Origin of the sequence: Acidovorax sp. 106 (assembly GCF_003663825.1) — a bacterium.
In the GTDB taxonomy this organism is placed as follows: domain Bacteria; phylum Pseudomonadota; class Gammaproteobacteria; order Burkholderiales; family Burkholderiaceae_C; genus Acidovorax.
In genome coordinates this window covers 4,026,271-4,039,068 of the sequence record NZ_RCCC01000001.1, presented here as the reverse complement: position 1 = coordinate 4,039,068, position 12,798 = coordinate 4,026,271, and the positions used below count along the sequence as shown (strand labels likewise).

Annotated in this window: 11 protein-coding genes and 1 tRNA gene; 7 read left to right on the top strand and 5 right to left on the bottom strand. The window is 64.5% G+C overall.

Going from position 1 to position 12,798, the window contains the following annotated elements:
- Nucleotides 1-51: 51 nt before the first annotated feature.
- On the bottom strand, nucleotides 52-1,470 hold the full coding sequence (locus C8C98_RS17785) for a PLP-dependent aminotransferase family protein (protein ID WP_121455366.1): 1,419 nt from the start codon (nucleotides 1,468-1,470) through the stop codon (nucleotides 52-54).
- Between the two features lie 208 nt (nucleotides 1,471-1,678).
- Between C8C98_RS17785 and gabT the strand changes: the two genes are divergently transcribed.
- The 7 genes from gabT to C8C98_RS17745 all read left to right on the top strand — a co-directional run bounded on the left by gabT (nucleotide 1,679) and on the right by C8C98_RS17745 (nucleotide 9,332).
- Entirely contained in the window at nucleotides 1,679-2,971 is a 1,293-nt protein-coding gene (gene gabT, locus C8C98_RS17780; RefSeq protein WP_121455365.1) for a 4-aminobutyrate--2-oxoglutarate transaminase, read from the top strand.
- Nucleotides 2,972-3,003: 32 nt separating this feature from the next.
- Nucleotides 3,004-4,101 carry an ABC transporter ATP-binding protein gene (locus C8C98_RS17775; RefSeq protein ID WP_121455364.1) on the top strand — a complete coding sequence of 366 codons (1,098 nt, stop codon included), beginning with the start codon at nucleotides 3,004-3,006 and terminating at the stop codon, nucleotides 4,099-4,101.
- Nucleotides 4,102-4,168: 67 nt separating this feature from the next.
- Complete coding sequence (locus tag C8C98_RS17770) at nucleotides 4,169-5,197, top strand: ABC transporter substrate-binding protein (protein WP_121455363.1); 1,029 nt, start codon at nucleotides 4,169-4,171, stop codon at nucleotides 5,195-5,197.
- A gap of 106 nt (nucleotides 5,198-5,303) precedes the next feature.
- Nucleotides 5,304-6,566, top strand: coding sequence for an ABC transporter permease (locus C8C98_RS17765; protein WP_121455362.1), 1,263 nt, complete (start codon nucleotides 5,304-5,306; stop codon nucleotides 6,564-6,566).
- 42 nt (nucleotides 6,567-6,608) lie between these two features.
- Nucleotides 6,609-7,427: an ABC transporter permease gene (locus tag C8C98_RS17760; protein ID WP_121455361.1), complete on the top strand. Its 819-nt coding sequence runs from the start codon at nucleotides 6,609-6,611 to the stop codon at nucleotides 7,425-7,427.
- A gap of 270 nt (nucleotides 7,428-7,697) precedes the next feature.
- On the top strand, nucleotides 7,698-9,188 hold the full coding sequence (locus C8C98_RS17750) for an NAD-dependent succinate-semialdehyde dehydrogenase (RefSeq protein WP_121455360.1): 1,491 nt from the start codon (nucleotides 7,698-7,700) through the stop codon (nucleotides 9,186-9,188).
- Between the two features lie 70 nt (nucleotides 9,189-9,258).
- Nucleotides 9,259-9,332, top strand: a tRNA-Gly gene (locus C8C98_RS17745).
- A gap of 331 nt (nucleotides 9,333-9,663) precedes the next feature.
- Here C8C98_RS17745 and C8C98_RS17740 read toward each other — a convergent pair.
- The 4 genes from C8C98_RS17740 to C8C98_RS17725 all read right to left on the bottom strand — a co-directional run bounded on the left by C8C98_RS17740 (nucleotide 9,664) and on the right by C8C98_RS17725 (nucleotide 12,786).
- Nucleotides 9,664-9,867 (bottom strand): hypothetical protein, encoded by a 204-nt coding sequence (locus C8C98_RS17740; protein ID WP_121455359.1) that lies wholly within the window; start codon nucleotides 9,865-9,867, stop codon nucleotides 9,664-9,666.
- A 221-nt stretch (nucleotides 9,868-10,088) separates the two neighbouring features.
- Nucleotides 10,089-10,613 carry a methylated-DNA--[protein]-cysteine S-methyltransferase gene (locus C8C98_RS17735; RefSeq protein ID WP_233574587.1) on the bottom strand — a complete coding sequence of 175 codons (525 nt, stop codon included), beginning with the start codon at nucleotides 10,611-10,613 and terminating at the stop codon, nucleotides 10,089-10,091.
- A 122-nt stretch (nucleotides 10,614-10,735) separates the two neighbouring features.
- A complete protein-coding gene (locus C8C98_RS17730) occupies nucleotides 10,736-11,644 on the bottom strand; it encodes an SDR family oxidoreductase (RefSeq protein ID WP_121455357.1) in 909 nt (302 codons plus the stop codon).
- A gap of 206 nt (nucleotides 11,645-11,850) precedes the next feature.
- Nucleotides 11,851-12,786: a glutathione S-transferase family protein gene (locus C8C98_RS17725; RefSeq protein WP_121455356.1), complete on the bottom strand. Its 936-nt coding sequence runs from the start codon at nucleotides 12,784-12,786 to the stop codon at nucleotides 11,851-11,853.
- Nucleotides 12,787-12,798: the final 12 nt, after the last annotated feature.

Here is a 12,798-nt window from a genome sequence, read left to right as displayed (position 1 = left end):
GACATGGCCCAGGCGCAGGGCCATGGACCGCTGAGCGCCGGCTGCGCAAACCTACTGCGCAGCCTGGCGCGCGCGCACCATGCTCTGGTCCAGAAAGCTCCACAGCCGCTCGTCCAGGCTGAAGGCCACGTTAAAGCGCAACCAACCTGTGGGCCGTGACTCGGTCAGAAACAACTGACCCGGCCCGAGCATGACGCCCGCGCCCGTGGCCTCCTTCGACAGCTCGGCACTGTCGGGCAAATCGGGGTGGCGTGCCCACAGGTACATGCCCGCTTCGGGTTCGTGGAACAGCTCAAAGCCCAGCCCGTCGAGCTTGCGGCCCACTTGCTGGTGGGCTTCAGCCAGCCGCTCGCGCAGCGACTTGAGGTGCTTGCGCCAGCGCCCATCGGTCACCACGCCAAAGGTCAGGCGCTCGGTGATTTCTGACGAAGTCAGGCCCGACACCATCTTCAGCTGCACCAGCTCGTCCAGCAAATCGCGCCGGGCCAGCAAAAAGCCCGTGCGCAAATTGGGCGAAATGGTTTTGGAATAGCTGCCCACGTACACCACACGGTTGAGCTGGTCCAGGCTGGCAAGCGACGGGCGCGAGGTCGGGTCCATGTCCGCGTAAATGTCGTTTTCCACCAGCATGAAGTCGTGCTGCTCTGCCAGCTGCAGCAAGCGGTGCAGGTGCGCCATCGACGCCACTGAGCACGTAGGGCTTTGCAGGCGCGGCTGCGTGAAAAAAGCCTTGGGCTTGTGCTCGGCCAGCAACGCCTCCAGCGCCACCAGGTCGTACCCCGAGGGGGTGCGCGGCACGCCAAAGATGTGCGCGCCCGCAAAGCGCAGCATGAAGGTCAGGTTGGGGTAGCCAGGGTCGTCCACCAGCACCACATCCCCAGGCTTGACCAGTTTGCGAGCGACCAGGTCCAGCGCCTGGCTGGAGCCTTGCGTCAGCAGCACCTGCTCGGCATCCACCGCCAGGTGGTGTTCTGCCAGCGACTCGGCCACCACCATGCGCAAGGCCATGTGGCCATGGGGCAGGCCGTAGCCGTCCAGCTCAGGGCCGTCAGAGGACAGCTGGCGCATGCTGCGGCGCACCGCGTCGCCAAACAGCCAATCGTGCGGCAACCAGCCACAGCCAGGTTTGAGCGGCAGGTTGCGGTTTTCAAAAATTTGCTTGAGGTACCAGCGCGCATCAAAACGGGGCACCGGGCGCTCCAGCCCGCCCCCCGCCGGTGCAGCACCTTCATCCCCGCGCCGCTTGACGAAAAACCCCGCATTGGCCCGCGACACCAGCCAGCCCTGGGCCACCAGCCGGTCATACGCCTCCACCACCGTGAACACACTGACGCCGTGCGAGGCCGCAAACGCGCGGATGGAGGGGAGCTTGCTGCCCGGCTTGAGCACCTGCCCCACGATAAGGCCACGCAGCCCATCAACGATCTGGCTGACCAGAGGTGTCTGGAGGTCTGGGCTGAGAGTGAGCATCAAGCGATCAAAGAGAAGATCCGACGAAAAAAGGGGGCGAATTGTGCACCGTGTTGGCGCACACCAAATCAGGGATTGCCTGTACAGCATTTTAGACCTGCACAGTCCGCGCCAATTTGCGCTGCGGTGTACATGGACGGTGTGTGGCGCGGCTTTCAGAATCCATCCCATTCCCTCATCACCCACTTTTCACCAAGCCGCTGACACCATGCAACAAGACCGCCACTTCACCAACGCCGCCCTCCTCGCCCGCCGCCATGCCGCTGTAGCCCGGGGCGTGGGCCAGGCCCACGAGATCTTTGTGCACAAGGCCCGCAACGCAGAGCTGTGGGATGTGGAGGGTCGCCGCTTCATCGACTTTGCGGGCGGGATTGCCGTGCTCAACACCGGCCACCTGCACGCTGGCGTGATCGACGCGGTGAAAGCCCAGCTGGAGCTGTACACCCACACTTGCTTCCAGGTGGTGGCCTATGAGCCCTATGTGGAGGTGTGCGAGCGCCTGAACACGCTGGCCCCCGGCGCGTTTGCCAAGAAGAGCCTGCTGCTCACAACAGGCGCCGAGGCGGTGGAGAACGCTATCAAGATCGCCCGTTCGCACACCGGCCGCCCCGGCGTCATCGCCTTCACAGGCGGCTACCATGGCCGCACCAACTTCACGCTTGGGTTGACCGGCAAGGTCGCGCCCTACAAGCTGGGCTTTGGCCCCTTCCCGGGCGAGGTGTACCACGCACTGTTCCCCAATGCGCTGCACGGCGTGAACGTGGAGCAGGCGCTGCACTCGGTGGAGCTGATCTTCAAGAACGATATCGAGCCCGAACGCGTGGCGGCCTTCATCGTCGAGCCCGTGCAGGGCGAAGGCGGCTTCTATGTGGCCCCCCCCGAGTTCATCACCGGCCTCAAGGCGCTTGCAGACCGTTACGGCATCTTGCTGATTGCTGACGAAGTTCAGACCGGCGCAGGGCGCACGGGCACGTGGTTTGCTTGTGAGCAATGGCCTGTGGCACCAGACCTGATCACCACCGCCAAGTCGTTGGCGGGCGGCTTCCCGCTCTCGGGCGTGGTGGGCCGCGCCGACGTGATCGACGCACCTGCGGCTGGCGGCCTGGGCGGCACCTACGCCGGCAGCCCCGTGGCCTGCGCTGCGGCCCTGGCGGTGATCGAAGCCTTTGAAAAGGAACACCTGCTGGCCCGCTGCCAGGACATGGGAGCCCTGCTGGTGCGCAGCCTCAAGGACATGGCCGCCAAGGTGCCCGCCATTGGCGATGTGCGCGGCCTGGGTGCCATGGTGGCCATTGAACTGTTTGAAAACGGAGACCCGCACCGCCCCGACGCTGCCCTGACCAAGAAGGTCGTGACCGAAGCCGCCAAGCGTGGCCTCATCCTGCTGTCGTGCGGCACCTACGGCAACGTGATCCGTATCCTCGTGCCTCTGACGGCCTCTGACGAACTGCTCGCCGAAGGCCTAGCCATCCTGGCCGACAGCTTTGCCGCTGTGGGCTGACCCATCCCCCGTTTGAACGCATCCCCCTCACCATGACCCACGCAGAACCCCTCGTCCGCTTCAGCGGCGTGCAAAAAACCTACGACGGCGAACAGCTGGTGGTGCGCGCGCTGAACCTGGACATCCAGCGCGGCGAGTTCCTGAGCCTGCTGGGGCCTTCGGGCTCGGGCAAGACCACCACGCTGATGATGCTGGCGGGGTTTGAATCGCCCACCTCGGGCGACATCCTCCTCAACGGCAAGCAGATCACCGGCACGCCGCCGCACAAGCGCAACTTTGGCATGGTGTTCCAAAACTACGCGCTGTTCCCCCACCTGACGGTGGGCGAGAACGTGGCCTACCCGCTGACGGTGCGCAAGGTGCCCAAGGCAGAGCAGGCCGAGCGCGTGAAGAAGGCACTGGACATGGTGCGCCTGTCGGGCATGGCCGACCGGCTGCCCACCCGCCTGTCGGGCGGCCAGCAGCAGCGTGTGGCCCTGGCCCGCGCCCTGGTGTTCAACCCCCAGCTGGTGCTGATGGACGAACCCCTGGGCGCGCTCGACAAGCAACTGCGCGAACACATGCAGATCGAGCTCAAAGAGCTGCACCGCCAGCTGGGCGTGACTTTTGTGTACGTGACGCACGACCAGGGCGAAGCCCTGACTATGAGCGACCGCGTGGCCGTGTTCAACGAGGGCATCATCCAGCAGCTGGCCGATGTGGAGAGCCTGTACGAAACCCCCAGCAACCGCTTCGTGGCGGGGTTTGTGGGCGACAGCACCGTGCTCACCGGCACGCTGCAAACCCAGGGCGCAGACGCCGGACTGCAGCTGCCCAGCGGCCAGTGGCTGCAAGGGGTGAATGTGAACCAGGCCCCGCAAGGCGCAGCGGTGGAAGCCAGCATCCGCCCAGAGCGCATCGTGCTGCACCCATCCGGCGCCAGCACCGGCCCCAACGCAGTGCCCGCCACCGTGGCGCGCGCCATCTACTACGGCGACCACCTGCGGCTGATGTGCGACATCGGCCCCGGGCAGGCCCAAGCCACCGTCAAGCTGCCCCTGACCCGTGCCGATGCCAACCCGCATCCCCAGCCCGGCGCGCAGGTGCAGCTGGAGTTCCCACCGATCTCCACCCGCATCTATGCACTCTGACGAGCGCATGGTTTTCTCCCGTCATCCGTTCCCTGTCCACCTCCTTCCATCTCAAGGAAAACGCACCATGAAAAAGAGCCTGATCGCCTGCGCCGCAGTGGCCGCCTGCTTTGCCCTGCCCAGCCTGGCGCAGCAGATCACCGTCGTGAACTTTGGTGGCGCCAACGCCAACGCCCAGAAGAAGGCCTTCTACGAGCCCTACGAAAAGCAGGGCAACAAGATCGTGGCCGTGGAATACAACGGCGAGCAAGCCAAGGTCAAGGCCATGGTCGAGACCAAGAAGGTGACCTGGGACGTGGTGGAAGTCGAATCGCCCGACGCGGCCCGTGGCTGCGATGAAGGCCTGTACGAAAAGCTCGACTACAGCAAGATCGTGCCCAAGGCCGACCTGCTGCCCGCCGCCGTGAACGAATGCGCCGTGGGCATCTTCGTGTGGTCCACCGTGATGGCCTACAACGGCGACAAGCTCAAGACCCCACCCACCAGCTGGGCTGACTTTTGGGACACCAAGAAGATCCCGGGCAAGCGCGGCATGCGCAAGGGCGCCCGCTACAACCTCGAATTTGCCCTGCTGGCCGATGGCGTGAAGCCCGCCGACGTGTACAAGGTGCTGGCCACCAAGGAAGGCGCCGACCGCGCCTTCAAGAAGCTGACCGAACTCAAACCCAACATCCAATGGTGGGAAGCCGGTGCCCAAGCGCCCCAGTTCCTGGTCGCAGGCGATGTAACGCTGACCACCGTGTTCAACGGCCGCATCGATGCGGCCAACCGCGAAGGCCGCAACCTCAAGATCTACTGGCCCGGCGGCATCTATGACCTGGACTACTGGGCCATCCCCAAGGGCACGCCCAACAAGGATGCTGCGGTGAAGTTCATCGCCTTCACCATGCAGACGGCACAACAAGCGGCCTACGCCCAGAACATTGCCTACGGCCCCGCCAACACCAAGGCCCTGGCCACGCTGGACAAGAAGGTGCTGGACGACCTGCCCACATCGACCGCCAACGCCAAGGAGGCACTGCAGTTCAGCGTGGGCTTCTGGGCTGACCAGGGCGAGGCGCTGGAAAAGCGCTTTGCCGCCTGGGCCACCCAGTAAGGCACCCCGCCTGCGCCTGCTGCCGTGAAAGCGGCGGCCACCACTGGCCGCCAACCCAACGCAGCAGGCGCACGCCCCGTCATCGCACCGCAAAGAGCAAGACACCATGCAAGCCACCCTGGCCTCCCCTCCCCTCAGTGCACCTTCTGGTGAAGCCCCTGGCGCCTTGCGCCAGGCCTTGGCCCGCGCCGAATCGCGGCGCAAATGGCGCGCCTTTGCGCTGACACTGCCGCTGCTGGTGTTCTTGCTGCTCACCCTGCTGGTGCCGATCGTGGCGCTGTTGCAGCGCGCCGTGGAAAACCCCGAGGTGGCCAACGCCCTTCCGACCACCGTGCGCGCCCTGGACGGGTGGGACCGCAAAGAAGCCCCCGCCGCCAGCGCCTATGCCGCATTGATGGCAGACCTGGGCCGCCTGCCCGACAGCTCGGACGCAGGGGCGCTGGCCCGCAGGCTCAACACCGAGTTGCCCGGCGCGCGCTCGCTCATCATGGGAGCCTATCGCGCCCTGCCCATGGAAGGCAGCCCTGACGCCATCCGCACCCAGCTGATTGAAAAAGACGCCCGCTGGGCCGAGCCCGCGCTGTGGCAAGCCATTGCCAAAAACGGCGCTCGCTGGACGCCCGACTACCTGCTCGCCTCGGTCGACCTGCAGCGCGACGCGCAAGGCCATGTCGAGCGCATGCCCGAAGAGCAGCGCGCCTTTGGCGGCATCTTGCTGCGCACCTTCCACATCAGCCTGGTGGTCACGCTGATTTGCCTGCTGCTGGCCTACCCGCTGGCCTGGTGGCTGGCCACGCTGCCCGCGCGCTCGGCCAATGTGCTGATGATTCTGGTGCTGGTGCCGTTCTGGACATCCATCCTCGTGCGGGTGGCCGCCTGGATCGTGCTGCTGCAGTCCGAGGGCCTGGTCAACCGGGGGCTGATGGGCCTGGGCGTCATCCAGGAGCCCTTGGCATTGCTGTTTAACCGCACGGGCGTGGTCATTGCCATGGTGCACATCCTGCTGCCCTTCATGATCTTGCCGCTGTACAGCGTGATGAAAAGCGTGCCGCCCACCTACCTGCGTGCGGCCGTTTCGCTGGGCAGCTCACCCATCGCCGCGTTCTTTCGCGTCTATGTGCCGCAAACCTACCCTGGCGTGGGTGCGGGGGCGCTGCTGGTGTTCATTTTGTCGATTGGCTACTACGTCACACCAGCCCTGCTGGGCGGTGCGGACGACCAGATGCTGAGCTACTACATCGCCCGTTACACCAACGTGGAAATCAACTGGGGCATGGCCTGCGCACTGGGCGCGCTGCTGCTCACCGCCACGCTGGTGCTGTACGGCGTGTACCGCCGCATCGGCAAGGCCGAATTGAGCCTAGGCTGAACGAGACCTAAGCAATACCCGCGCTGAATAAAGGCCCTGACCATGTTTCGCCTCCCCCAATTTCCCCTTTACGCCACCTGGCTCGACAAGCTTGGCTGGTGGGCCGTGCGCGCGCTGTGTGTGGCCGTGCTGGCCTATCTGCTGGCCCCCATCCTGGTGATGGTGCCGCTGTCGTTTTCCGAGAGTTCGTTCCTGGCCTACCCCATCCACGGCTGGTCACTCAAGTGGTACCAGCACCTGTTCGAATCGCCCGAGTGGGCCCGCGCCACGCGCAACAGCTTTATCGTGGCGCCTGCTGCCACGCTGATTGCCACGGCGCTGGGCACGCTGGCAGCCGTGGGCCTGTCGCGGTCGGACTTCCGCTTCAAGGGCCTGATCATGGGCATTCTGATTGCGCCCATGGTGGTGCCCATCATCGTGGTGGGTGTGGCGACCTACCTGTACTTTGCCCCGCTGGGCCTGGCCGACAGCTACTTTGGCCTCATCGTGGTGCATGCTGCCCTGGGTGCGCCCTTCGTACTGACCACGGTGCTGGCCACGCTGGCGGGCTTCAACCACAACCTGGTGCGCGCCTCGCTGAGCCTGGGCGAGACACCGTTCAACACCTTCTTTCGCATCACGCTGCCGGTGATTGCACCGGGCGTCATCTCCGGGGCGCTGTTTGCGTTTGCCACCTCGTTCGACGAAGTGGTGGTCACCCTCTTCCTGGCAGGTGCCGACCAATCCACCCTGCCGCGCCAGATGTTCAATGGCATCCGCGAAAACATCTCGCCCACCATTGCGGCCGTGGCCACGCTCTTGATCTTGTTCACCACGGGCCTGCTGCTGGCGCTGGAGTGGCTGCGGGGGCGAAGGGCATGATGGCCCCCCTGAGTCGCTTCGCGCCTTCCCCCCGCTCTCGCATTGCTGCGCAATGCGGGCAGGGGGACGCAGCCAGCGCGGCGGGGCGGCCCTTGCGCGGCTGCCCTCGCCTAGGCCTCGCCAGTTGCATGCGCCATGAACGAACGCCGCACTCTTGAAAACTGACCTGAAACCACGCCACCAACGCCACATTGCAAAGAGACTCGGCGGCAACGCGTGTTAGCTTATTCCTCAACCCCCTCCCATTTTTTCTTCACCCGGATGCATCCCATGGACATGAAGACCTCCCCCCTTTCGCTGCTCAACGATCCCAGCCTGTTGAAGACCGACGCACTAGTCAACGGCCAATGGCTGGCAGGCAGCAGCCGCTTTGATGTGAACGACCCCGCCACCGGCCTGAAGCTGGCCGATGTCGCAAACCTGGGCGCCCAAGACGCCGAAGCCGCCATTGCCGCCGCCAACGCGGCCTGGGGCCCCTGGAAGACCAAGACCGCCAAGGAGCGCAGCACCATCCTGCGCCAATGGTTTGACCTGCTCATGGCCCACCAGGACGACCTGGCGCGCATCATGACCGCCGAGCAAGGCAAGCCCTTTGCCGAAGCCAAGGGTGAAGTGGCCTACGGCGCCAGCTTTGTGGAGTGGTTTGCCGAAGAAGCCAAGCGCGTCAACGGCGAGACGCTGCCCCAGTTTGACAACAACCGGCGCCTCTTGGTGCTCAAGCAGCCCATTGGCGTGTGCGCCGCCATCACGCCGTGGAACTTTCCGCTAGCCATGATCACCCGCAAGGTCGCGCCCGCGCTGGCTGCCGGCTGCACCGTGGTCATCAAGCCTGCCGAGCTGACGCCGCTCACCGCACTGGCTGCGGCAGAGCTGGCGATCCGTGCTGGCATCCCGGCAGGCGTGCTCAACATCCTGAGCGCCGACAGTGCCAACTCCATTGCCATCGGCAAGGTGCTGTGCGCGAGCGACGTGGTGCGCCACATCAGCTTCACGGGCAGCACGGAAGTGGGCCGCATCCTGATGGCGCAGTCGGCCCCCACCGTCAAGAAAATGTCGCTGGAGCTGGGCGGCAATGCGCCCTTCATCGTGTTTGATGATGCAGACATCGACAGCGCCGTGGAAGGCGCCTTTGCCAGCAAATACCGCAATGCAGGCCAGACCTGCGTGTGCACTAACCGCTTCTACGTGCAAGAAGGCGTGTACGACCAGTTCGTTACCAAGTTTGCCGCCAAGGTCAAAACTGCGAAGGTGGGCAACGGCTTTGAAGACGGCGTGAACCAAGGCCCGTTGATCGAAGAAGCGGCGCTTGCAAAGGTGCAGCGCCATGTGGACGACGCACTCGCCAAGGGCGGCAAAGTGGTGGCCGGTGGCCAGCGCCTGACCCAGATGGGCTCAGGCCAGTTCTTTGAGCCCACCGTGGTGGCCAACGCCACGGCCGACATGCTGTGCGCCCGCGAAGAAACCTTTGGCCCCTTTGCGCCCGTGTTCAAGTTCAAGACCGAGCAAGAAGCCATAGCCGCGGCCAACGCCACCGAGTTTGGCCTGGCCAGCTACTTCTACAGCCGCGACGTGGGCCGCATCTTCCGCGTGGGCGAAGCGCTGGAGTACGGCATGGTCGGCATCAACGTGGGCATCCTGGCCACCGAGCATGTGCCGTTCGGCGGCGTCAAGCAATCGGGCCTGGGCCGCGAGGGCTCGCACTATGGCATGGACGACTACGTGGAGATCAAGTACCTGTGCCTGGGCGACATCCAGAAATAAGGCTGGGGCACGCAGCACCTGGGGCGCCTGATCGGTCGGTGCCGCAGACATGCCTATAATGGCGGGCTACGCGGGTGTAGTTCAATGGTAGAACGGCAGCTTCCCAAGCTTCATACGAGGGTTCGATTCCCTTCACCCGCTCCAACTAAATTCCGATTGAGCCTGATGCGCCCCGCGCCATCAGGCTTTTTTGTTGGCGCGTCCATCAACGCCAAAGCCCTCTGCCCAGGCCACGCTTTGGCATGCCCATGCAGGTATGCACAAACCGTCTATGCATAGCCCATCTTGTTCCTTGGTGATGCCGGGGCTGCGGCTTACATTGGAAGCCCATGGACGGCGGCAAGCCACTGCGCTGCTCACGCGGCAGCTGGCCACAACCCATGTGCTTTTGGTAGGGGGTAAAACTTTACAGCCCGCTTCGCGCGGGCTGTTTTTTTGCGTGTGTGGGGCGGTTCACTGCCCAACAAGCTGGTGGCTACGCGCCTCCCACCTTCGCGCCCGATTGGGCTGCGTAGTTGGTGGCGATGATTTGCGCAATGCCCAGGATATCGGCCCGCGAGACCTCTACGCCCGGAAAGATTTCTTTGGCCAGACTCTGCGCCTCGTGGATTTGCGCGGTGGCCAGGGTGCACGCGTTGTACAGGCCGCGCGCCAGGGTGATGTTCGGGTCTTGGCTCATGGTGTCTCTCCGTCAAATAGACCACCAGTATGGCGCAGCCAGGCGCCCTGCATCGGTGCGGTGACGGTGTTTTGCAACACCCCATGAGTCCGCGCCAGAGCGCACCCCAAACTGCCCCCTCAAAACCCTGGTAATTCCATTTCCAAATCATTCCTGACTAGGCGCGAAGCCGCAGACAGTGCTGAAGCACGGCAAGGCGAAGCAACAACGTCAGGGGTGATTTAGAAATGGAATAACGACTGCGTTTCGCCCCAGTGCGCGCCTTCGATCTGCAGCATGCGCAGCTTGGTGTGCGCCCCGCCGGTGGCAGAAAATCCCCCAGCCTGAAACCCTGCGGCCAGCACCCGATGGCAGGGCACCACCGGTGCAAAGGGGTTCAGTCCCAGGGCCTGCCCCACAGCACGGGCCAGGCCTTTGCCGCCCAGTGCCTGCGCGATGTCGCCATAGGTGCGCACCTGCCCCGGTGCAATGGCCCGCGTGAGGGCGTACACGCGCTGGTGAAACTCTGACAGGTGCGCCATGTCCAGCCGCACCCCACGCAAATCCAGCGGCTGGCCTTGCAGCACTGCCTGGATGCCGTGAATGGCTGCCGCCGCTTCTGCCGTGGGCGCGACAGCATGGCAAGGACCGCTGGCACGCAGCAGCCGGGCCACGGTGGCGGCATCATCCACCTCGGGCAATTGCACAGCACGCAAGCCAGCAGCGCCCCAGGCCAGCGCGCAGCGGCCCAAAGCGGTGTCAAACAAGGCGTAACCCTGGGCAGGATTCACCAAACGCCCCTCAGCACCGCTATTGATTTAATAGCTGCTAGCGCTTTTATATCAGGCGCTAGCGGCATTTTTATCCACGAAGAGCAAAAACAATCGAATCAACCACCGCTGCGCAGGGCTGCGCGCAACTGGGCGCCCACCTCGGGCTTGCCCGCAAAAGGGTCGGTGGGGTTGCGGCCCAGCATGATGTCTTCCATGCGCGTCTGCACTGAGGCCAGGGCCTTGGGATGGCTGTAGATGTAGAACTGGCCCTGGGCTGCGGCGTCGAACACTTTTTGCGCCACCTCGGCCGCCGTCACTTTGCCGCTGCCCACGGCCTTGTCGCTCATGGCCTGGCCGATGAGCTGGCTCTGGGTGGGCTTGTCCGCCGCCAACGCGCCGGGGCGGTTGCGTTGGCTTTGGCTGATGCCCGTGGGCACAAAGAACGGGCAGAGGACGCTGGCGCTGACCTGGTCAGTGACCAGCGACAAATCCTGGTACAGCGTCTCTGACAAAGCCACCACGGCGTGCTTGCTCACGTTGTAGATGCCCATGTTGGGGGCGTCGAGCAAACCCGCCATGCTGGCGGTGTTGACGATGTGACCGCGCCAGACTGGGTCGGCCTGGGCGGCGGCCAGCATCATGGGCGTGAACAGGCGCACGCCATGCACCACGCCCCACAGGTTCACGCCCAGCACCCACTCCCAGTCCTTGACGGAGTTCTCCCACACGAGGCCACCCGCCCCCACGCCTGCGTTGTTGAACACCAGGTGCGGCGCACCAAAGCGCTGCTGCACGTCGGCGGCCAGTTGCTCCATCTGGGCGGCGTTGGACACATCGACCTTGCGGGCCAGCACCTGGGCGCCTGCAGCCTGCATCTCGGCCGCAGCAGCGTCCAGCGCGTCTTGCTGCACATCGACCAGCACCAAGTTCATGCCCAGGCGGGCGCCAATGCGGGCGCATTCCAGCCCAAAGCCCGAGCCTGCGCCGGTGAGTACGGCTGTTTTGTCTGCAAAGTTGTCGATCATATTTTGTCTCCTTCGGTTTGTGGTTTTGGTGGTTGTGCCGGTGGGTGGGCTCTGACGCAGCCGCGTCATTGCAGGTGTTCGCAGAGGGCGTTCACGGTGCTGACACCCGCAGACGCCCTGGCTTCGACAGGCTCAGCCTGAACGGATATGAGGTGTTGGCAGAATCTGCACAGAACGCACCGCGCCTTGAGCCTTGGAAAAGCATCTCAGGGCGCGGCCTTCTTCAGCACATAACCAATGCGCGGAAAGTGCACATGCACCACCCCTGCACGCGGGTCAGTACGGCGCAGGGTGTAGCGGGTGCGCGTGGCCGCGATCAGCTCGCCCTCGGTCACTTCCAGGCCAAAGCTCTCGGCGGCGATGTGCACCTGGGAGCCCAGGGCAATGCCGTGCTCGTCCTGAAACACATCGTCCAGCAGCGGCAAGGGCTCGGCCCCGGCGGCCACGGTGATCGCATCCGCCGCACTGAACTTCTCCATACGGCCCTGGCCCAGGGCTTCGATGCGGTCCATCCATTCGAGCACGGCGGGTGTGGCGTTGAAGATGTCGTCCATCAGCGGCACCACGCGGCGCGTGAACCACAGCGGGTGGTAGGCGGCAAAGTCGGCCACGCAGGGCTCTGCACCAAACAAAAAGTCGTGCTCCTCGGCCATGTGGGCGATGCGGCGCAGGTACGAGCGGTAGGCGGCGGTGGCGTCCTGCGGGCGCTGGCGCTGCATGCCCACACCCATTGCCTTGCGGTCTTCGGTAAAGGCCTGGGCAGCCGCTGGTGGCAGGTTGGCAAACAGCATGGCCGCGCCCTTGGGCTGCAGGTTGTAAGCCATAGACGCCCAAAACAGCGTGGTATCGGCCCACTGTGCAAACACGCGCGCCACGCCCTTGAGGTGCGGCGGGTACAGCACGGGCTCGGGCTGGGTGTGCTCCAGCACGTCGCAGATCAAAGCCGTGTCGCAATAGATGTCAGCCCCCACCTGCAGCACCGGCGTTTTGCGGTACCCGCCCGTCAGCGCCACCAGATCCGGCTTGGGGCTGACGCTGGGGATGATGACGGACTTCCATGCCAGTTGCTTGAAGCCCAGCACCGAGCGGATCTTCTGCGCAAAGGGCGACGTCGGGTAGTGGTGAAGGATCAGGGCAGACATGGTGAAAACTCC